The organism is Amorphoplanes friuliensis DSM 7358 (assembly GCF_000494755.1).
Taxonomy (GTDB): domain Bacteria; phylum Actinomycetota; class Actinomycetes; order Mycobacteriales; family Micromonosporaceae; genus Actinoplanes; species Actinoplanes friuliensis.
This window is the reverse complement of sequence record NC_022657.1, coordinates 3,424,890-3,445,691: the sequence shown is the minus strand read 5'-3', so window position 1 is coordinate 3,445,691 and position 20,802 is coordinate 3,424,890. Positions and strand designations below refer to the sequence as shown.

Here is a 20,802-nt window from a genome sequence, read left to right as displayed (position 1 = left end):
CACCCTCACCGGAAGAGGTACCAACGGAAGATGCGCATCCGACTGCACGACCTGCTGGCTGACGCCGCGGGCCGGTCCGGCGACGCTCCGGCCCTGACCTACCGCGAGGACACCCGCTCCTACGCCGAGCTCTGGCGCGACGTGCGCGCGACCGCGGCGGGGCTGCTCGAGCTCGGTCTCGCCCGGGGCGAACGCGTCGCGGTCTACCTCGACAAGCGGATCGAGACGGTCACCGCAGTGTTCGCCACGTCGGCCGCCGGTGGCGCTTTCGTGCCCGTGAACCCGGTGCTGCGGGCGCGGCAGGTCGCGTACATCCTCGCCGACTGCGACGTCCGCGTGCTCGTCACGACGCCCGAGCGGCTGCAGACCCTGCGGACCGAGCTGGAGCAGGTCAAGTCGCTGGAGCACGTCATCGTCGTCGGTGCTGCGCCGGTGGAGACGCCTCCCGGAGTCAGCTATGCCGTGTCCTCCTGGGATGACCTGCCCGCCGAGGCGAGCCCGCCCGTCGTCGCGGGGATCGACATCGACCTGGCCGCGATCCTCTACACCTCGGGGAGCACCGGCAAGCCGAAGGGTGTGGTGCTGTCCCACCGCAATCTCCTGGCCGGCGCGGAGAGCGTCAGCCAGTACCTCGGGATGACCGGCGAAGACGTGGTGCTCGCCGCCCTCCCCCTGAGCTTCGACGCCGGGTTCAGCCAGCTGACGACGTCGTTCGCCGTCGGCGCCCACGTGGTCCTGGTCAACTATCTCCTGCCGCGGGACGTGGTGCGCCTCTGCACCAAGCACGGGGTCACCGGTCTCACCTGCGTGCCACCGCTCTGGATCCAGCTCGTCGAGCAGGAGTGGCCCGAGGAGACCGGCCGGCGGTTGCGCTACTTCGCCAACACCGGCGGGCGCATGCCCAAGACCACTCTGGACAAACTCCGGTCCCTCTTCCCGGCCGCGAAGCCCTTCCTCATGTACGGCCTCACCGAGGCGTTCCGGTCCACCTACCTCGACCCGGCGGAGGTCGACCGGCGGCCGGACTCGATCGGCAAGGCCATCCCGAACGCGGAGATTCTGGTGGTCCGCCCCGACGGCAGCACGTGCGACCCGGGCGAGGAGGGTGAACTCGTCCACCGCGGCGCCCTCGTCGCCCTGGGGTACTGGAACGACCCTCAGCGCACCGCCGAGCGCTTCCGGCCGCTGCCGGGCGCCGAGGGTGCCCTCTCCACCGAGTTGGCCGTGTGGTCCGGTGACGCGGTCGTCCGCGACGAGGAGGGTTTCCTCTACTTCGTGGGCCGCGCCGACGAAATGATCAAAACGTCCGGCTACCGCGTGAGTCCCACCGAGGTCGAAGAGGTCGCGTACGCCACGGGCCTCGTGCGCGACGCCGTGGCGCTCGGCCTGCCGGATGCTCAGCTCGGTCAGCGCATCGTGCTCATCGTCAGCCCGCAGGCCGGCGCCGAGCTCGACCCGGCCGCGGTCAAGGCGCTCCTCAAGAAGGACCTGCCGCTCTACATGCTGCCCAAGGACGTCGTGGTCCGCCCCGAGCTGCCCCGGTCGCCCAACGGCAAGTTCGACCGCAATCTGCTACGTCAGGAGTTGAGCGCGTGACCCAGCACCCCACCGCGGCCGCCTTCGCCCGGATCGACGGGCAACTCGCCGTCGGCGGCGTCCCGGTCGGCCGCCTCGCCGAGCGGGTCGGCAGCACGCCCTTCTTCGCCTACGACCGCGGACTGCTCACCGGCCGCGTCGGCCTGCTGAGGGCCACCCTGCCGGCGGACGTCCAGCTGAGCTACGCCATCAAGGCCAACCCGATGCCGGCCGTCGTGCAGCATCTCAGCGGGCTGGTGGACGCGTTCGACGTGGCCTCCGCACTGGAGATGCGGACGGCACTCGACTCGACGATGCCGGCGACCCGGGTGAGCTTCGCCGGTCCCGGCAAGACCGACGCCGAGCTGCGCCAGGCCGTCGCCGCGGGTGTCACCATCGAGCTGGAGTCGGAGAACGAGGCCCGGCGGATCGGCCTCGCCGGTGCGGCGCTGGGCATCCGGCCCCGGGTCGCCGTACGCGTCAATCCGGACTTTGCCGTCAAGGGCTCCGGCATGCGCATGGGTGGTGGGCCGCAGCAGTTCGGCGTCGACGCCGAACGTGTGCCCGCGCTGCTCAAGGATCTCGCCGGGACCGACCTGGAGGTCCTGGGCTTCCACGTGTTCGCCGGCTCGCAGAACCTCCGCGCCGACATCATCTGCGAGGCGCAGCAGCGTACGGTCGAGCTGTTGCTGCGGCTGGCCGGGGACGCGCCGGAGCCCGTGCGCTACCTGAACCTCGGCGGGGGCTTCGGCATCCCGTACACCGATCGGGACGTACCCCTCGACCTGGCGATGATCGGGGACAACCTCACCACGCTGATGCGCGACGAGGTGCGTCCCCGTCTGCCCGAGGCGCGTGTAGTCGTCGAGCTCGGCCGCTACCTCGTCGGCGAGTGCGGCGTCTACGTCACCCGGGTCGTCGACCGCAAGGAGTCGCGCGGCAAGACGTACCTGGTCGTCGACGGCGGGATGCACCACCAGCTCGCGGCGTCGGGCAACTTCGGTCAGGTCATCCGCCGCAACTACCCGATCGCCGTGGCGAACAGGATCGCGGAGGAGCCGGCCGAACAGGTCAGCGTCGTGGGGTCCCTCTGCACGCCGCTCGATCTGCTGGGCGACAATGTGACACTCCCCGAGGCCGGTGTCGGCGACCTCGTGGTGCTCTACCAGGCCGGTGCATACGGCCTGACCGCCAGTCCGACCGCATTTCTGAGCCACCCGGCGCCCGCCGAGGTGCTGCTGTGAACCCGACCGTCTCCGGAGGCAAACCCATGGACCTGACCACGACGACCCAGGACGTCAAGGCCGTGCTGGTGTCCGTGCTCGGCATCGAGGATCGCGCGGCGACGATCGACGCCGCCACCCCGCTGCTCGACAGCCTGCCCGAGCTCGACTCGATGGCCGTGCTGGAGCTGGTCGCCGCGCTCGAGCAGCGTTTCGGGGTCACCATCGACGACGACGAGGTGACGGCGGAGGTCTTCGACACCCTCGGCAGCCTCACCACGCTGGTCGAGGACAAGCTGCGCTGAGCCCGCAAAACGGCTCGGGAAATCCCCCGGAATTCGAACTCCGTCGATTATTCACGAGCTGATCGCCGGCGATATTCGTCGCGGCTGGCCGAACGGCTGAGTTACAGAGACTGACCGGTGTTGCCTTTCGAGGCTGATGTGTCTTGCGTGGACTATTCGGCACCACCTACCGTCGGCTCACATTCATGGGTGGGCGTATCGGTGCGTCCTGATCCATGGCGTCGTGGGGAGTTATCGCGGTGAGCACAATGCCCGGCACCACCGTCGGTGCGCGTTTTGTCAGAGCCTTGCGGCGGACCGCCGCGGGTGCCGGCCTGTCCGGTGATTCTCCGCAGCGCACCGGTCACCATCGGTGGCGCCCGATCGTCGCGGTGGCCGCCTCGGTGACCCTGGTGCTGGCTTTCGGGGTGCAGGCGTCCCCGGTGCTCGCCGCCGACCCCTGCGCGACCCCGGTCAACGCGATCGCCTGCGAGAACAGCAAAACAGGCTCGCCGCCCTCGGAGTGGGACGACATCTGGGGTGCCGGCGACGACACCATTCAGGGCTTTGCGACCGACATGAGCGTCAACGTCGGACAGACGGTGAGCTTCAAGGTCAAGTCGGCCGGTCCGTACCGGATCGACATTTACCGGCTCGGTTACTACGGCGGTAACGGCGCGCGAAAGCACGCCACCCTGAATCCGCCGCAAGGCCCCACCCAGCCCGCTTGCGTCGTCAATCCGACAACCGAGATCTATGACTGCGGAACGTGGACGGTTTCGGCAAGCTGGGCAGTTCCGGCGGCGACCGTTTCCGGGGTATTCATCGCACGTCTCACGCGCACCGATACCGGTGGCGCGAGTCAGATCCCGTTTGTCGTCCGTAACGACGCCAGCACCTCGAAGCTGTACTTCAAGACCTCGGACGCGACCTGGCAGGCCTACAACACCTACGGCGGCTCCAACTTCTACTGGGGCGGCGCCAACGGGCGGGCGCTGAAGGTCAGCTACAACCGGCCGTTCGAGACGCGGAACATCGGCGAGGGCCGCGACTACGTCTTCAGCAACGAGTTCCCGATGATCCGGTTCCTCGAGCGCAACGGCTACGACGTCAGCTACACCTCCGACGTCGATGCCGACCGCCGGGGCCAGCTGATCCGCAACCACAAGACGTTCCTCTCCGTCGGTCACGACGAATACTGGTCCGGACCCCAGCGTGCGCACGTCGAGGCAGCTCGCGACGCCAACGTCAACCTCGCCTTCTTCAGCGGCAACGAGGTCTACTGGAAGACCCGCTGGGAAAGCAGCGTCGACGGTACGAACACGCCGTACCGGACCCTGGTCTGTTACAAGGAGACGTGGGCGCAAGCCAAGATCGACCCCTCCTCGGAGTGGACCGGCACCTGGCGTGACCCCCGGTTCAGCCCACCGTCGAACGGCGGCAAACCGGAGAACGCCCTGACCGGTACGGCGTACATGTCGAACAACACGGACCTGGCGATGAAGGTGCCGGCGGATCAGGGAAAGAACCGGTTCTGGCGCAACACCTCGGTGGCGAACCAGTCGGCCGGGCAGACCGCGACGCTCGCACCGCACACGGTCGGCTACGAGTCGGACGAGGATCTCGACAACGGCTTCCGCCCGGCGGGCCTGTTCCGGTTGTCCACCACGACCGGCGAAGCACCCGAATACCTGCGTGACTTCGGCACCGCGGTGACGCCCGGGACGACGACCCACAACATGACGCTCTACCGTGCCGCCAGCGGCGCCCTGGTCTTCGGCGCCGGAACCATCCAATGGGCGTGGGGCCTCGACTCGGAGCACGACGGTACGCAGTCCCCCGCCGACTCCCGGATGCAACAGGCGACCATCAACCTGCTCGCGGACATGGGCGCCCAGCCGACGACGCTGATGACCGGCATGGTCGCGGCCTCCGCCTCCACGGACACGATCGCACCGGACACGGCCTTCGCCTCGCCCGCCGAGGGCAGCAAGGCCACCAATGGCGCCAAGGTGACCGTCACGGGTACCGCCACCGACAGCGGTGGCGGCCGGGTCGCCGGCGTGGAGGTTTCCACCGACGCGGGTGCCACCTGGCATCCGGCCACCGGCACCTCGTCGTGGGCCTACAGCTTCTACAGCAACGGCGCCGCGGCCCAGGTGCTCAAGGCCCGGGCCGTGGACGACAGCGGCAACCTCGAGCAGAGCCCGGCAAGCCGGACGCTCGACCTCGACGGCTCCAGCTCGCTGTTCGGTCAGCGGGTGCCCGCGGTGCCTGCGGCGGACGACGCCTCGGCCGCCACCCTCGGCATCAAGTTCGTGCCCCAGGCCGACGGCAACATCACCGGCGTGCGCTTCTACAAGGGCGCGGGCAACACCGGCAGCCACCGCGGCGCGATCTGGTCCTCGACCGGCGAACTGCTGCGCAACGGCACCTTCTCCGACGAGACCAGCACCGGCTGGCAGACGCTGAAGTTCTCCAGCCCGCTGCCGGTCACCCGCAACACGACCTACGTCGCGTCCTACTACGCGCCGAACGGTCACTACGCCGCGGACGACCGGTTCTTCAGCGCGCTGCCGCACAACGCGTTCCCGCTCAGTGCGCCGCGCGGTGTCACTTCCGGGGGCAACGGCATCTTCCGGCCCGGCAACGGCTTCCCGGCCGAGCCGTCCACCACGGACGCGAACTACTACGTGGACGTGCTCTTCGTCGACGGCGACACCGCGCCGCCGAGCGTGCTCGCGACGACGCCCGACGGCGGCGAGACGGGAATCGACCTCGACACGCGACTCTCGGCGCTGTTCAGCAAGCCCTTGGACGCCTCCAGCGTTCAGGTCACCGTCAAGGACGCGGCCAACGTCACGATCACCGGCAGCACCTCCTACGACAGCTCCACCCGAACGGTGCGGTTCACGCCGGCGAACGGCTTCGGCGTGGGCCTGACCTACACCGCGACGGTCACGGCGAAGGACACCCAGAACCGCTCGATGTCGGCTCCGTACACCTGGTCGTTCACCACGACGCCGTACGCGCAGGTCGTCACGCTGATGCCGGCCGGTGCACTCCCGCAGAACGCGTCCTCCGGTGACTCCGACTCGGTGAGCCTGGGCGTGAAGTTCACCCCGACCGTCAACGGCAAGGTGATCGGTGTCCGCTACTACCAGGGACCCGGCAACACCGGTACGCACATCGGCACGCTCTACGGCGCCGACGGCAGCATGAAGGCCAAGGCGACCTTCGGGGCGGGCACCGGCTCCGGCTGGCAGAAGGTGCACTTCTCCCAGCCGGTCGACGTGACCGCCGGGACCACCTACGTCGCCGCCTACTGGGCCTCGAACGGCAACTACTCGAACAACCCCGGTTACTTCAACGAGCCGTACGCCACCGAGGACCGCTACCTGACGGCACCCGCCGGCGAGAACGGCGTCTACGCCTACGGTGGCGACGTCTTCCCGAACCGCAGCTACGGCTCGACGAACTACTGGATCGACCCGCTGTACGTGCCGGACGGCCCGCCGCCGGCGCTCCCCACCCAGCCCGATCCTCCGGCCGGTGCCGCCACGATCCTCGGCACCCGGACACCCGCGGTGGCATCGTTCGACGACAACTCGACGATCGAGGTCGGCGTCAAGTTCAAGTCCAGCGTCGCCGGCACCGTCCGCGGCCTGCGCTTCTACAAGGGCTCGCAGAACACCGGTGTGCACAAGGGCACGCTGTGGGCGGCCGACGGCCAGGAGAAGGCCAGCGGCACGTTCACCCACGAGTCCGCGTCCGGCTGGCAGACCATGCTGTTCGACCAGCCGGTCGCGATCACGGCGAACACCACGTATGTCGCCTCGTACAACACGACTCGCGGTTACTACGCAGCGGACCTCAACGGCTTCGCCGACACGACAACCAACGGCGCCCTGACCGTCGAACCCGGCGGCGGCCTCTACAAGTACGGCTCCTCGGCCTTCCCGACCGGCACCTCGAACCACAACTTCTGGGTGGACGTCTACTTCTTCCCCTCGGGAAGCTGACGACCGGACAAACCACGCACCAAGCGGCGCGCCACCCCCGCCAGGGCGGCGCGCCGCTGCATGTCCGGACCCCTGGCTCATAGCGGGTGGCCACAAAGCGGGCGTTCCAAGCTCGGTCGCAGTGGATCCGAAGTCGACGGCTACTACACGCGCGCCGCGGACCTCTCCGCCGACCTCTCACTCAGCTTGCGCACGCGGGGCCCTTCGGAAGACCCACTAGGCCCAACTTCAAGGAGGTCGGGCCTAAAGCAACCCCGGAAGGCCCAACTTCAACGAAGTCGGGCCTACAGCAACCTCGAAAGGCCCAACTTCAACGAAGTCGGGCCTACAGCGAACCGCCAACGCCCAACTCCGAGAAAACCGGGCCCACGGCGAGCCCGGAAGCCCAACTCCGAAGAAGTCAGCCCCACCGCAGCCCCACAAACCCCAACTTCGAGGAAGCCGGCCCTACAGCAAGCCGACAAAGCCCAACTTCACGGAAACCGGGCCGGGGAGCACGGACCTGGCAGGGTGGGGGTGGCTGCTCATGAGCCGCCAGGCGATTGGCCGCCCCCGGCCGGTCTCGGCGTGAGCGACGGTCTGTGCCATGCAACCACGCACGACAGGAATCGCCCGGGAGCTTCAGGCTGTCATGGTGTACGGACGACCGCGGGCGACCAGGCGTCCTGGATCAGGGTCTGCGGCGCCCCGCTGCCGTCCGCGGGCACCTTCCAGACGTCGCTGGAGGCGGAGCTGGCGGTGTCGCGGGGCAGGCCGTAGACGACGGTGCTGTCGTCGAGCCATTCGACCTGGTCGTCGATGCTGCGGGTCTCGGCCAGGAGGGTTTCCGTGCCGGAGCGCAGGTCGTAGACCGCCAGGCGCCAGCGGCCCGCCGGGAGGTCGCCGTGTTTCTTGAAGGCGATGCGGGTGCCGTCCGGGGACAGCGACGGGCATTCCACGTCGCCTCGGAGTGCCGTGACCGCACGGCTTTTCAGGCTGCCTTCGACGAGCCAGGTTTTTCCGCCGGATGCCGCGGTGGCGTAGAAGCGGTCGTCGTCGACGAACGTGACGCCCCAGAAGTTGCGGTCGGCGGCTTTCACGACCTTGCCGTCGACCGTCAGTTTGAACTTCTCGATGTCCCCGACGACCTCACCGTCGGTACGGGTGACGATCGTCCGTGTGGAGAACTGCCCGGGGTTGGCGTACGAGTCGCCGAAGACGAACGTGGTCGTGGCCGCCAGCGAGCCGTCGCGGGAGAGGCGGGCGCGGCTCGGGACACCGGTCAGCGGCAGGTCACGGGTGGGTGCCCAGGAGGCGTCGAGCAGTCGCGCCTGGTAACTGGTGACGAGTCCGCGCTGCGCCGAGAGGCAGATGGCGTCGCCCTGCGTGGCGTAGACGCGTTCGCAGGTGGCTGGGGTGAACGTGCGGGGGCCGCCTGGGGCTGTCAGCGGGACCACCGCGACCCGGCCGTAGTCCGGGCCCAGGGCGGTGCTGCGGAAGACCAGGTGCGGCTGGGTGCGCAGGGTGGTGAGGTCGCCGCCCGCCGCGACCGCGGGGGCGTTGGCGATCGTTGCGGCCTGGTCCTGGCGGACGTTCCAGACGTAACCGCCGGCGCCGGCCGCCGCGGCGACGACGATCCCTGCGAGCAGGCCCGCACGCATTTTCACGGTGCCCGCCGGGCGCAGGTCGGTGCTGGTCATGCGGCCACCTCGGGGCGGTCGATGCCGCGCAGCAGCCAGGCCGCCACCGGCACTACCAGGGCGAGCACCACCGCGAAGAGCACCAGCGACCGGCTCGGCCCCTGCAGGCTCCACAGCAGACCGAAGAGCACGGACGAGGCGAAGCGGGCCAGCGCCACGACGGTCTGGGCGGCCGCGATGCCGCTCCCCCGGGTCTCGGCCGGCACCAGACGGCTGATCAGGGCGGGCAGCACACCGTCCGTGGCGGCGTAGAAGACACCGAGCAGCAGCAGGACGCCGAGCGTGAGACCGATGCCGCCGGCGGGCAGCGCGGCCATCAGATAACAGGCGAAGAGCGCGCCGTGGCCGGCCACCAGGACCCGGCCGCGGCCGACCCGGTCGGCCAGGCGTCCCATCGGTACGGCCAGAGCCAGGTACGCCACGTTGGTGCCGACGTACAGCAGGGGGAAGTAGCCGGCGGCGAAGTCGTCGCGATTTTGCAGCGACAGGTAGATGAAGCCGTCGCCGACGGTCAGCAGGCCGAGCACACCGGCGGCGAGCAGGGGCCGGCGCAGCTTGCGGCCGCCGACCTCGCGCAGGGCCCGGCGCAGGCCGACGCGGGCGGCACCGGCCGCCGTCCGCAGGTTGGGCACGAAGAGGACGAGGACCGCCAGGCCGGCCAGGGCGAACGCGAACGACACCACGAAGATGGAGTCGTAACTGCCCGGCACGCTGGCCAGCAGCGCGAACGCCACCAGTGGCCCGAGGGCGGCACCGCACGTGTCGAGGGCGCGGTGGACGCCGAACGACCGGCCCAGTGTGGCCGGGTCGGACGCCTCCGCGATGAGTGCGTCCCGTGGTGCTGTGCGCAGTCCCTTACCGAGCCGGTCGGCGGTCACCACGCCGGTGATGGCGGCGAACCCCGCGGCGGGGAGCATGGCGATGCGGCTGAGCGCCGACGCGCCGTACCCGAGGACCGCGACCCACTTGGGGTGACCACCACGGTCGCCGGCATAACCGCCGGCGATGCGCACGAAGGCGCTGACACCCTGGTAGGTCCCGTCGAGGAAGCCGTAGGCGACCGGGCTCAGACCGACCGCCGCCGTGAGGTACAGCGGCAGCACCGAGGCCACCATCTCCGACGAGACGTCGGTCAGGAGGCTGACGATGCCGAGGAGCACCACCGTCGACGAGACCCGGCGGACGGTGCGACCGGCCCCCGGCGCCGCGTCGGCACCGGGCCGGTCCCGCAGCGACACGTACACGTTGCTTGCCACCTTCCGGGCCGTCTGCCTGAATCGGGCGGCCCCACACTATCGGCGGCCTCTGACACCCGCCGAGGCCTGTTCCGCCCGATCTGTCGGCAGTTCGGGCGGCCGGATCCGACGTTCAGCCAGCGATCGCCGCCGTCAGCGTCTCCACGACCCGGGTCTGCTGGTCCGGGGTGATCTGCGGGTAGATCGGCAGCGACATGATCTCGGGCGCCGCCGACTCGGCGTTCGGGAACGAGCCGCCCAGGTGCTCGAACGCGCCCGTGCGGTGCACCGGCACCGGGTAGTGGATCGCGGCGCCGACACCGGCGGCGTTGAGCTCGGCCACGACGGCGTCGCGGCGGCCACCGGGCACCCGGATGCAGTAGATGTGCCAGACGTGCTCGTTGCCGTCCAGTGTCACCGGGCGCACCACGTCGAGGCCGGCGAGCAGCTCGTCGTAGCGGGCGGCGGCGGCGCGACGGCGGTCGTTCCAGCCGGCGAGACGGGTCAGCTTGGCGCGCAGGACGACCGCCTGGAGGCCGTCGAGGCGGCTGTTCACGCCGATCAGGTCGTGCGTGTACTTCTTGAGGCCGCCGTGGCTGCCCAGCGTGCGGACCGTGGTGGCCAGCTCCTCCGAGGCCGTCACGACCGCCCCCGCGTCGCCGTACGCGCCGAGGTTCTTGCCGGGGTAGAAGCTGGTGGCCGCGATGCCGTCCGCACCCGCAGCGACGCCGTGACGGGTCGCGCCCTGGCTCTGGGCGGCGTCCTCGACGATGGCCACGTCACGGCCCGCGAGACCGGCGCGGAGCTGCTCGACCGGCGCCAGCTGGCCGTACAGGTGGACGGGCGCGATGGCCCGCGTGGCGGGAGTGACGGCGGCGAGCGCGGCCTCGACGTCGATGAGGTAGGTCGCCGGGTCGCAGTCGACCAGGACCACCCGGGCGCCGGCGCGGGCGACGGCCTCGGCGGTGGCGATGAACGTGTTCGCCGGCAGGATCACCTCGGTGCCGGGGCCGACGCCGACCGCGCGCAGGGCCAGCTCGAGCGCGTCGGTGCCGTTGGCCACGCCGATGCAGTGCGGCAGGCCGGAGAACGCGGCGTACTCCTGCTCGAACGCCGCCACCTCGGCGCCGCCGATGAACGCCGTCTCGGCGATGATGCGCTTGAAGCCGGTCTCGACCTCCTCGGCCACTTCCGCGTGGGCGGCGGCCAGGTCGACGAGCGGGATGCGGGTCATATCAACTCCTCGGGGACGCCAGGACACCGGCGTCGCGTAACAGACGAGCGGGATTGCCGGCCCAGACCTGGCCGGGTGGGACGTCGCGCAGCACTACCGAGCCCAGGCCGACCAGCGACCAGGCACCGATCGTCACGCTCTCGCGGACGAGGGCTCCGGCACCCACGTACGCGCCGGCTTCGAGCACCACACCACCACCCAGGCGTACGCCCGAAGCGACAGTGGCGTAGTCGGCGACCCGGTCGTCGTGGGTGAGCACGACCTGCGGCATGACCGCGACGTGCGAGCCCACGGTGACGTCGGCGGTCAGCACCGCACCGGCGAGCAGCACACTGCCCGGGCCGACCACACTGCCGGCGCCGATCGAGGCCGACGGGTGCACCACCGTCGTGTAACGCTCGGCGGGCAGGCCGAGGCGCTCGACGATGCTCTTCCGGGCGGTGTAGTTGCGGGGATTGCCGACGCACACCACCACGGCGGCGTCGGTCAATTCCCGCACGCTGTCGACGCTGCCGAGGATCGGCACCCCCGACCGCGTCGTGCCGTGCAGGGCGGGATCGTCGTCGACAAAGCCCAGAACCTGGCGGCCGGCTGCCGTGGCGGCGGCAGCCGTCTCGCGGGCGAAGCCGCCCGCGCCGACGATGACGAGGTTTCTCACCGCCGGGCCAGGTCGCGCAGGATCCCGACGATGTAGTCCTGGTCGTCGGCGGTCAGCGCGTGGTGCAGGGGCAGGATCAGCGAGTCCCGGGTCAGCCGCTCGGTCACCGGCAGCGGGCCCGGTGCAACATCGGCGTACGCGGGCTCGAGGTGTGCGGCCATGATGCCGCGCCGGGCGGACACACCGCGCTCGGCCAGCACGGCGAGCGCCTCGTCGCGGGTGGCACCGAACTCCGGGTTGATCAGGACCCAGAACGACTGGTAGTTCGTCTGCCCGTACGCGGGGTCGCGCACCGGCACCAGCCCGTCGAGGTCCGCCAGCAGCTCCTGGTAACGGGCGGCGAGGGCCCGGCGCTGCTCGACCAGCCCGGCGAGCCGGCCGAGCTGCACGAGCCCGACCGCCGCCTGGATGTCGGTCATCCGGTAGTTGTAGGCCGTCTCCAGGTACGCCTCGAGCACCGGCTGTGCGCTGGCGTGCCGGTCGGCGGCCGAGACGTTCATGCCGTGCTCGCGCAGGCGGCGCAGGCGGACAGCCCGGTCGGCGTCGTCGAGGGTGATCATGCCGCCCTCACCGGTGGTGATGAGCTTGCGGGGGTGGAACGACCACGCGGCGATCGCGGCGCCCGTACCGGCGGGCTGGCCGTACGCGGTCGAGCCGGCGGCACAGGCCGCGTCCTCGACCAGGCCGACACCCCAGCCGTCCGCGGCCTTGCGCAGCGCGGCCACGTCGAACGGGACACCGCCCTGGTGCACGGCGATGACTGCCCGCGTACGCGGGGTGCGGACGGTGTCGACGGTCTCGACCGTGAGGTTGCCGGTGGCCAGGTCGACGTCGGCGAAGACGGGGGTCGCGCCGACGTAGCGGACGGCGTTGGCGGTGGCGATGAACGACAGCGACGGCACGATCACCTCGTCGCCGGGCCCGATCCCGAGCACCACCAGCGCCAGGTGCAGACCGGTGGTGCAGGAGCTGACGGCGACGCCGTGGGCGGCACCCACGGTCGCCGCGAACTCCTGCTCGAAGCGCGCGACGCGGGGGCCCTGGGCGACCCAGCCGGAGCGGACGGCGTCGGCCGCGGCCAGCGCCTCCTCCTCCCCCAGCAGCGGGATCATCACGGGGATCTTGCGCTGCGTCATCGCGACGACCGCCACCACTCCACGAGGCCCTGCAGGCCCTGGTGGAGGTCGATCTCGGAGCGGAAGCCGAGCTTCTCGGCCGCCGCGCTGGTGTCGGCCAGGCGCCGGGTGACGCCGTTGACCGCACGGGCCGGGCCGTGCTCGGGGGCCAGGTCGGACTTCATGACCTCGCTGAGCGCCTGGGCCAGCTCCTTGAGGCTGGTCTCGGTGCCGCTGGCGATGTTGAAGACCTCGTCGGTCACGTCGGCGCGGGCGGCCAGGATGTTGGCGCGGGCGATGTCGGCGACGTGGACGAAGTCCATGGTCTGCAGGCCGTCGCCGAGGATCAGCGGCGGGGTGCCCGACTCGATGCGTTCCATCCAGCGGATCAGGACCTCGGTGTAGAGGCCGAAGATGTCCATCCGGGGGCCGTAGACGTTGAAGTAGCGCAGGGCGACGTAGTCGAGGCCCTTCATGCTGTGGAAGCTGCGCAGCGTGGCCTCGTTGAACGCCTTCGCCGCACCGTAGAACGTGTCGTTGTTGTACGGGTGGTGCCGCTCGGTGGTCGGGAACTCCTCCGCCAGGCCATAGACCGACGCCGACGACGACACGACGAGCTTCTTGACACCCTCCTCGGCCGCCGCCTCGATGACGTTGAAGGTGCCGTCGACCAGCACCTCGTTGGCCAGCCGGGGCTCCTCCGCGCACTGGGTGATGCGGATCGCGGCGAGGTGGAACACGAGGTCCTTGCCGGCGGTCACCTCCCGCACCAGGGCCTGGTCACGGATGTCGCCCTCGACCAGCCGTACCGACCCGTTCGCGTCGGCCCAGGCGAGATTTTCCCGCCGGCCCCGCACGAAGTTGTCGAGGACGACGATCTCCGCGGCACCGCCACGGATGAGTTCGTCGACGACGTGCGAGCCGATGGTGCCTGCCCCGCCCGTGACGAGGGCGCGTGCGCCCTCGATCTGTACGCCAGTCACGCCATGCGCCCTTCGTCGAGCTTGATCATCTTTCCGCCCTCGGCCAGGCTGCGCGAGGCGGCCTGGAGGATCTCGAGCACCCGCAGGCCGGAGCGGCCGTCGGTCAGAGCCGGGGTGCCCGTGGTGATGGCCCGTGCGTACTCCTCGACCATCGTGCGCAGCGCTTCCCGCTCGGTCAGCGCCGGTGCGACCATGTCGCCGGAGCGGTACGAGACGAGGATGTCACGCCGCTGCTCGTCGCCGAGTTCCTCGGGCGCGGCCACGTCGACACCACGGTCGTAGATGGCGAGACGCTGGCTCGGGTTGAGGTCGTCCCACACCAGGGTCCGCTTCGAGCCACCGAAGATGGACGTGCGGATCTTCACCGGGGACAGCCAGTTGACGTGGATGTGCGCGATCGCACCGGTGTTGAGGCGCAGCGTCAGGTAGGCCACACAGGCCCGGCCCGCACCGATGCCGTCGGCGCCGTGCGCGGCGACCTCGGTGACACTGACACCCGGCGGCAGCACGAAGTCCAGGATGGACAGATCGTGCGGGGCCAGGTCCCAGACCACGTCGATGTCGCGCTGCACCAGACCGAGGTTGATGCGGACGGAGTCGAGGAAGTGCAGCTCGCCCAGCTCACCCGAGTGCAGGAGCTCGCGGATGCGCAGCACCGCCGGGGTGTAGCAGTAGGTGTGGTCGCACATCAGGGTCAGGCCACGCTTGTCGGCCTCCTCGACGAGCCGGCGGCCCTCCTCGTAGGTGGCGGCCAGGGGCTTCTCGACCAGGACGTGCTTGCCGGCCTCGAGCGCGGCCATGGCGACCGGCAGGTGGGTGCCGGCCGGGGTGGCGATGGCGACGGCGTGCACCTCGGGGTCGGCGAGGACCTCGTCGAGCTCGGCGGAGACCTGGACGGTCGAGTAGCCGCCGAGGACCCGCTGGGCCCGCTCGACGTCGAGGTCGCACAGCCGGCGCAACCGGAAGGCCGGTGTCGCCTGGAAGTTGCGGACGAGGTTCGGTCCCCAGTAACCGGCGCCGACAACGGCGACGCCGATCGGTCCGGACGCGGGCGGAGGAGTCACAGACATCCGTTTCGTTGGGGAAGCCACGGCTTCGTCGGAAGAGCGAGGGTGCCGGTGCGGGCGGGTCTCCCGCGCGGGGTCCGTGGGGAAGCTATCGATGTCGCCGGGCCCGCCGCCAGATGAGTGACGGAATTACGGCGGAAGCCGGGAGGGTGCTCCGGTACCTTCGGTCACCGCCGCGGCACTTGTCGGTCAGGGCCGACGCCGACCATCGGTCAGATCGACCCGTAGCGTCGGCTTCCCGATATCGTCCGGCCCCCGTCGCCACTACTCTGGCCGGGTCCGCCCGACCGGTGACGGGCCCGCCCGGAAGGACCCGATATGGCCGACGTTTCTCCCGACGGTGCAACTGTCGCGCCGACCGCCGACGTCGACCCGCGCGCCACGATCGGCGCGGGCACCCGGGTCTGGCACCTCGCCCAGATCCGCGAGGACGCCACCCTCGGCAGCAACTGCACCATCGGCCGCGGCGCCTACGTCGGCCCCGGCGTGGTCGTGGGCGACAACGTCAAGCTCCAGAACCACGCACTGGTCTACGAGCCCGCCCGCCTCGGCGACGGCGTGTTCATCGGTCCCGCCGCGGTGCTCACCAACGACGAATATCCCCGCGCCGTCACCCCCGACGGCCGGCTGAAGTCCGGCGACGACTGGACCGCGGTCGGCGTGACCATCGGTGAAGGCGCGGCCATCGGTGCCCGGGCCGTCTGTGTCGCCCCGGTGAGCGTGGGCCGTTGGGCGCTGGTCGCGGCGGGTGCCGTGGTCACCAAGGACGTTCCCGACTTCGCCCTCGTGGTCGGTGTGCCCGCCCGGCGGATCGGCTGGGTCGGCCGCGCGGGCCGCCCACTGGTCGCCAAGGGTGACGGCGCCTGGGTCTGCCCGGAGACCGGCGCGGGATTCACCGAGACCGGCGGGCTGCTGACCGAGGACTGAGCGGCCCCGCCGGTCTCGGACCGGCGAGGCCGGCGCTGCTCGGGTCGTCGCAACCCCCCGTTCACCAGCTGCGGGACCCGGAGTTGATACCACCCCACCGCCGGCCTTCCCGTACGGAATCCAAACGATTCCGTACGACTGCGGGCCGATTGGTATCGTGGCCGCCCGGGAGGTCCGATGGAACACGTGTCCGATCCGCCCGATCCGGGCTCGGCTCGCAGCCTCGACGACCTGGTCGGGTGCCTGCGTGCGCTCAAGCTCTTCGGCGGCGACACCTCGTACGAGGTGATCACCCGCCGGGTCAACGCCCGCTGGCAGGCCGAGGGGCGTCCCGCCGAGGAGCTCGCCCGCCGGGGCACCGTCGTGGACTGCTTCAAGACCGGGCGGCGGCGCATCAACGGCGACCTGGTCGTCGCCGTGGTGCAGGCGCTGCACGACGACGCCGGCTATCTCGCCCACTGGCGGCAGGCCCTGCGGGTCATCCTGGCCGAGACCGCGGCCGCCGCCCAGGTACGCGTCCTCGACCGTCTCCCGGACGACATCGCCGTGTTCACCGGCCGCGACGCCGAGATCGAACGGCTCCTGGCACCCGACGCCGCGGTGCGTGTGCTGGCCGGAATGGCCGGTGTCGGCAAGTCCCAGCTCGCGATCCACGCCGGTCACCTGCTGATGGCCCAGGAACGCTTCGACACGACGCTGTTCGTCAACCTGCGCGGCTTCCACCCCGACCCCGGGCAGCCACCGGCCGAGCCCGCGGCGGTCCTCGACGGCTTCCTGCGGCTCCTGGGCGTCTCCGGGCACAAGATCCCGCACGGGCTCCCGGCCCGGACGGCACTGTTCCGCGAACGCCTCGCCGGCCGTCGCGCGCTGGTCGTGCTCGACAACGCCGCCGACGAGGACCAGGTCCGGCCGTTGCTGCCGGACAGCACCGGCAGCCTGACACTGGTCACCTCGCGGCGCCGCCTCGACGGGCTCGAGCCGGTGCACATCGACGTCGAGCCGTTCACCACGGACGAGGCGGAACTCCTGCTCACCCGGTCGGTGCCCGAGGTCGCGCTGGGGACGGACGTGGCCGCGTACCGGAGGGTGGCTCTGAGGTGCGGGCATCTGCCCCTGGCCCTGAGCGTGGTCGCCGGCCAGATGGTGGCCCGTGACGGCTGGACGGTCACCGACCACGCCGACCGGCTGGACGAACGCCACCGCCACCGCCGGCTCGACAGCGGTGTGGAGCTCGCGCTGCACCTGTCCTACCAGCACCTGCCCGAGGCCCGGCGGACGCTGCTGCGGCACATCGCGGCGCACCCCGGCCCGGACCTCGACGACCACGCCGCCGCGGCCCTGCTCGGCACCGGCACGGAGACCGCCGCCGGGCACCTGCACGACCTCGCCGGTGAATACCTGGTGCAGCAGCCGGTCGCCGGTCGCTACCTGCTGCACGACCTGGTCCGGGCGTACGCGGCGGACCGGGCCCAGGACGAGGACCGGCCCGCGGACCGCCGGGCCGCGCTCACGCGCCTGTTCGACCACTACGTCCACAGTGCGGCCGCAGCGATGGATGCCCTCTATCCAGCCGAACGCCACCGCCGCCCAGAACTCCCGCCCCGGCCATCGGGCGGACCACGCCTGGACGACCCGAAAACCGCGTTGCAGTGGCTGGACGCGGAACGTGCCACCCTGGTCGCGGTCTGCCGGCACGCGGCCCGCGCCGACTGGCCCACGCAGGCCGTCCACCTCGCCGCCATCCTGTACTCCTATCTGGACAACGGCGGTCACCCGGCCGACGCGGTCATCGTCCACACCGAGGCCCAGCACGCGGCCCGGCTCCTCGGTGACGGCGTCGCCGAGGCCACCGCCCTGACCAACCTCGGCGTCGTCTGCTGGCAGCTCGGCCGCTATCCCGAGGCGATCGGGCACCTCAATCGCGCCCTGGCCCTCTTCCGCGACCTCGGCGACGGCCGGGGCGAGGCCCGCACCCTGGGCAACCTCGGCGTCGTGCACAGCGCCTCCGGCCAGGGCGAGATCTCCCTGACCTACCAGCAGCAGGCGCTCGACCGCTTTGTCCAGCTCGGCGACCGCGTCGGCGAGGCCAACACCCTGACCAACCTCGGCAGTGTCTCCGTGCGCCTCGGCCGCCCCGAACCGGCGGTCGAACACAACAGCCGGGCCCTGGCCATCTTCCGGGAGCTGCAGCACAACGGCGGCGAGGCCACCGCCCTGAACAACCTGGGCGACGCCCAGACCCTCCTCGGCCACTACGCCGAGGCCGTCGATCACTACGAGCAGGCGCTGGCGATCTTCCGCGACCTCGGCGAACGGTACGGCGAGACCTGCGTCCTCAACGGCCTCGGCCACGCCCTCACCGGCCAGGGCAAAACGGACGACGCCATCGGCCGCCACCGCGAAGCCCTCGCCCTCGCCACCGACATCGACAAACCCGAAGAACAGTCCCGAGCCCGTACGGCCCTGGCCGAGCTCGAGACCTGACCGTCGGCGATCCGGCCTACGGTGGCCGGGTTCAGCCGATCCAGCGGTAGCGGCGCTGGGGGCGGCCGGCCGAGCCGTAGCGGAGACGGACCTCGGCCTTGCCCGCGGTGACGAAGTGTTCGAGGTAGCGGCGGGTGCTGACCCGGGACAGGCCGATGCGTTCGGCGCACTCCCCCGCTGACAGGTCGCCGTCGCAGGCTCGCATGGCGGTGGCGATCAGGGTGGAGGTGTCGGCGGTCAGGCCCTTGGGCAGGGGTGCGGTGGTGGTGCGCAGGGCCACGAAGAGGTCGTCCACGTCGGCCTGGTCGACGTCCGTCGTCTCCGAGAGCCTTCCGTACGCCGCGGCGTAGCGTTCCAGGCGGTCCCGGAGGACGTCAAAACTGAAGGGCTTCAGGACGTAGTGGACGACCCCGCCGTGCAGGGCCGAGCGGACGGTCTGGACGTCGCGGGCCGCGGTGACCGCCAGGACGTCCGGGCCGTTACCGCCTTCGCGGAGGCGGCGCAGGACCTCCAGGCCGCTGAAGTCGGGCAGGTAGATGTCCAGGAGCACCAGGTCGGGGCGCAGGGCGTCGATCTGGGTGAGCGCGTCCGCGCCCGTGTGGACCACACCGACCGTCGTGTACCCGGGGACGCGGTCGACGAAGCCGCGGTGCACGCGGGCCACCATGAAGTCGTCGTCGACGACGAGGACGCGGATCACGAGATGGCCTCCAGCTCGTACGGGAGACGGGCGGTGAAGGTGGATCCGGAGACCTGGACCGTGCCGCCGCGGTGGACGCAGATCAGCCGGATCATCGCCAGCCCGAGGCCGTGGTGGCCGTGTTTTTCGTCCTTGGTGCTGTAGCCCTGCTGGAAGACGCGGTCGGCCAGTTCGGGGTCGACGCCGGGGCCGGTGTCGACGACCGTGACGGCCACCTCGCCGTCGCTCTCGCGCACGGTCACGGTGATGGCGCCGCCGGGGCCGGTCGCGTCGAGGGCGTTGTCGACGAGGTTGCCGACGACGGTGACGAGGTCGGCGGAGAGGCGGTCGCTGACCGGCGGGAGGTCGGTGCCGTCACCGATCGACAGGGTGACGCCCTGCTCGCCGGCCAGGCTGGCCTTGGCGATCAGCAGGGCGGCCAGCGCGGTGTCGCCGACGACCTCGGTCACCTCGCGGTCGAGGCTCTCGTGCAGCTCGCTGGTGCGGGTGATGTAGCGGACCACCTCGTCGTGCTCGCCCAGCTCGACGAGGCCGGCGATGGTGTGCAACCGGTTGACGAACTCGTGGGCCTGCGCCCGCAGCGTGTCGGTGGTGTGCCGGCTGACGTCGAGTTCCCGGCGCAGCGCGGTCAGCTCGGTGCGGTCGCGCAGGGTGGTCACCGAGCCGACGGTCCGGTCGCGCATGACAACCGGTTGCCGGTTGAGGACCACCACCCGGTCGTCGCTGAGCACAACCTGGTCGATCCCTTCCGACCGCCCGGTGAGCACGTCGAGCAGGGCCGGTTCGAGGTCCTGGTCGTGCAGGGAGCGGCCGACCGCGTCGGCGGGCAGGCCGAGCAGCCGGATCGCCTCGTCGTTGGCCAGGGTGACGCGGTGCGCCGAGTCCGTGCCGATCACGCCCTCCTTGATGCCGTGCAGCATCGCCTCGCGGTGCTCGACCAGGCCGGTGATCTCCCGCGGTTCGAGCCCGAGGGTCTGCCGTTTGACCCGGCGGGCCAGCAGCAGCGAGCCGCCGACACCCAGCACGATGCCCAGGACGAGGTAGGTGAGGAGGTTGGCCAGGGCGGCGGTGAGCTGGTCGGCCAGGGTCGGGTAGGTGCGGCCGACGATGATCAGGCCGAGGAAGCGGCCGTCGCGTTCGTCGAGGACCGGCACGTGCGCGGTCAGCGACTTGCCGCCCTCGGTGCTGACACCCACCCACGACCGGCCGGTCAGCCCGGTGCTGTCGCCCATCGGCGCTGTGCGGCCCGCGTCCGGGCCGGTCACGATGGTGCCGGCCGCGTCGGTGACCATCACGTACGAAGCCCCGGACACGGCGCGGGCGCTCTCCGCGACGGTCTCCAGCGCCTCGCGGCCGAGGGGGTTACCCAGGCCCAGGCGTACGGTCCGGTTGATCGCGGTGTTCTCGCCGACGGACCGCAACCGTTCACCCTCGACACGGCGGAACGCGGCGTCCGCCTCCGTGATCGACACCGCGGCGACGGCGCCGACGACCAGCAGCACGATCGCCAGCTGCAGGATCAGCAGCTGGCCGGCGAGCGACAGGCGCTGTCTCACCTTGGACCTCCCTGTCCGGTGTCCACAGCCAAGTGCGTCCCGGGCGCGGGCGCAAGGGCG

At 71.0% G+C, this 20,802-nt stretch carries 15 protein-coding genes; 6 read left to right on the top strand and 9 right to left on the bottom strand.

What is annotated here, in order from left to right:
• Window positions 1–30 precede the first annotated feature (30 nt).
• The 4 genes from AFR_RS16030 (at window position 31) to AFR_RS16015 (ending at window position 7,104) form a co-directional block, all read left to right on the top strand.
• Window positions 31–1,596, top strand: a complete 1,566-nt coding sequence (locus AFR_RS16030) for an acyl-CoA ligase (AMP-forming), exosortase A system-associated (RefSeq protein ID WP_023361530.1) — start codon at window positions 31–33, stop codon at window positions 1,594–1,596.
• Window positions 1,593–2,819 carry a pyridoxal-dependent decarboxylase, exosortase A system-associated gene (locus AFR_RS16025; protein WP_023361529.1) on the top strand — a complete coding sequence of 409 codons (1,227 nt, stop codon included), beginning with the start codon at window positions 1,593–1,595 and terminating at the stop codon, window positions 2,817–2,819. The genes AFR_RS16030 and AFR_RS16025 overlap by 4 nt, the downstream gene beginning before the upstream one ends.
• Complete coding sequence (locus AFR_RS16020; RefSeq protein WP_023361528.1) at window positions 2,816–3,103, top strand: acyl carrier protein; 288 nt, start codon at window positions 2,816–2,818, stop codon at window positions 3,101–3,103. Before AFR_RS16025 ends, AFR_RS16020 begins: the two co-directional genes overlap by 4 nt.
• 248 nt (window positions 3,104–3,351) lie before the next feature.
• Window positions 3,352–7,104, top strand: a complete 3,753-nt coding sequence (locus AFR_RS16015) for a DUF4082 domain-containing protein (protein ID WP_023361527.1) — start codon at window positions 3,352–3,354, stop codon at window positions 7,102–7,104.
• Between the two features lie 629 nt (window positions 7,105–7,733).
• Here AFR_RS16015 and AFR_RS16010 read toward each other — a convergent pair.
• The 7 genes from AFR_RS16010 to AFR_RS15980 form a co-directional block, all read right to left on the bottom strand.
• On the bottom strand, window positions 7,734–8,783 hold the full coding sequence (locus AFR_RS16010) for a TolB family protein (protein ID WP_023361526.1): 1,050 nt from the start codon (window positions 8,781–8,783) through the stop codon (window positions 7,734–7,736).
• Window positions 8,780–10,039, bottom strand: coding sequence for an MFS transporter (locus tag AFR_RS16005; RefSeq protein WP_238547288.1), 1,260 nt, complete (start codon window positions 10,037–10,039; stop codon window positions 8,780–8,782). The genes AFR_RS16010 and AFR_RS16005 overlap by 4 nt, the downstream gene beginning before the upstream one ends.
• Before the next feature lie 112 nt (window positions 10,040–10,151).
• The gene (locus tag AFR_RS16000; protein ID WP_023361524.1) at window positions 10,152–11,252 is read right to left on the bottom strand and encodes a DegT/DnrJ/EryC1/StrS family aminotransferase; all 1,101 of its coding nucleotides are present in this window, start codon (window positions 11,250–11,252) and stop codon (window positions 10,152–10,154) included.
• 1 nt (window position 11,253) lies between these two features.
• The gene (locus AFR_RS15995; protein WP_023361523.1) at window positions 11,254–11,910 is read right to left on the bottom strand and encodes an acetyltransferase; all 657 of its coding nucleotides are present in this window, start codon (window positions 11,908–11,910) and stop codon (window positions 11,254–11,256) included.
• Window positions 11,907–13,046 carry a DegT/DnrJ/EryC1/StrS family aminotransferase gene (locus tag AFR_RS15990; RefSeq protein ID WP_041842270.1) on the bottom strand — a complete coding sequence of 380 codons (1,140 nt, stop codon included), beginning with the start codon at window positions 13,044–13,046 and terminating at the stop codon, window positions 11,907–11,909. Before AFR_RS15990 ends, AFR_RS15995 begins: the two co-directional genes overlap by 4 nt.
• Window positions 13,043–14,008, bottom strand: coding sequence for an NAD-dependent epimerase/dehydratase family protein (locus AFR_RS15985; protein ID WP_023361521.1), 966 nt, complete (start codon window positions 14,006–14,008; stop codon window positions 13,043–13,045). The genes AFR_RS15990 and AFR_RS15985 overlap by 4 nt, the downstream gene beginning before the upstream one ends.
• Window positions 14,005–15,078, bottom strand: coding sequence for a Gfo/Idh/MocA family protein (locus AFR_RS15980; protein ID WP_023361520.1), 1,074 nt, complete (start codon window positions 15,076–15,078; stop codon window positions 14,005–14,007). Before AFR_RS15980 ends, AFR_RS15985 begins: the two co-directional genes overlap by 4 nt.
• A 315-nt stretch (window positions 15,079–15,393) precedes the next feature.
• On the opposite strand from AFR_RS15980, the gene AFR_RS15975 reads away from it, so the two are divergent.
• Together AFR_RS15975 and AFR_RS15970 are read left to right on the top strand one after the other, a co-directional pair.
• Window positions 15,394–16,002: an acyltransferase gene (locus tag AFR_RS15975; protein ID WP_023361519.1), complete on the top strand. Its 609-nt coding sequence runs from the start codon at window positions 15,394–15,396 to the stop codon at window positions 16,000–16,002.
• A 177-nt stretch (window positions 16,003–16,179) separates the two neighbouring features.
• A complete protein-coding gene (locus AFR_RS15970) occupies window positions 16,180–18,486 on the top strand; it encodes a tetratricopeptide repeat protein (RefSeq protein ID WP_023361518.1) in 2,307 nt (768 codons plus the stop codon).
• Window positions 18,487–18,517: 31 nt separating this feature from the next.
• On the opposite strand, the gene AFR_RS15965 is transcribed toward AFR_RS15970, so the two are convergent.
• Both AFR_RS15965 and AFR_RS15960 read right to left on the bottom strand, forming a co-directional pair.
• The gene (locus tag AFR_RS15965) at window positions 18,518–19,186 is read right to left on the bottom strand and encodes a response regulator (protein ID WP_023361517.1); all 669 of its coding nucleotides are present in this window, start codon (window positions 19,184–19,186) and stop codon (window positions 18,518–18,520) included.
• Window positions 19,183–20,742, bottom strand: coding sequence for a sensor histidine kinase (locus tag AFR_RS15960; RefSeq protein ID WP_023361516.1), 1,560 nt, complete (start codon window positions 20,740–20,742; stop codon window positions 19,183–19,185). The genes AFR_RS15965 and AFR_RS15960 overlap by 4 nt, the downstream gene beginning before the upstream one ends.
• Between the last annotated feature and the right edge of the window lie 60 nt (window positions 20,743–20,802).

Bases quoted from the DNA above. Each gene is read 5' to 3' on its own strand.
- AFR_RS15970 (WP_023361518.1), top strand. From the start codon at position 16,180: ATGGAACACGTGTCCGATCCGCCCGATCCGGGCTCGGCTCGCAGCCTC.
- AFR_RS16010 (WP_023361526.1), bottom strand. From the start codon at position 8,783: ATGACCAGCACCGACCTGCGCCCGGCGGGCACCGTGAAAATGCGTGCG.
- AFR_RS16030 (WP_023361530.1), top strand. From the start codon at position 31: ATGCGCATCCGACTGCACGACCTGCTGGCTGACGCCGCGGGCCGGTCC.
- AFR_RS15975 (WP_023361519.1), top strand. From the start codon at position 15,394: ATGGCCGACGTTTCTCCCGACGGTGCAACTGTCGCGCCGACCGCCGAC.
- AFR_RS15990 (WP_041842270.1), bottom strand. From the start codon at position 13,046: ATGACGCAGCGCAAGATCCCCGTGATGATCCCGCTGCTGGGGGAGGAG.
- AFR_RS16015 (WP_023361527.1), top strand. From the start codon at position 3,352: ATGCCCGGCACCACCGTCGGTGCGCGTTTTGTCAGAGCCTTGCGGCGG.
- AFR_RS16000 (WP_023361524.1), bottom strand. From the start codon at position 11,252: ATGACCCGCATCCCGCTCGTCGACCTGGCCGCCGCCCACGCGGAAGTG.
- AFR_RS15980 (WP_023361520.1), bottom strand. From the start codon at position 15,078: ATGTCTGTGACTCCTCCGCCCGCGTCCGGACCGATCGGCGTCGCCGTT.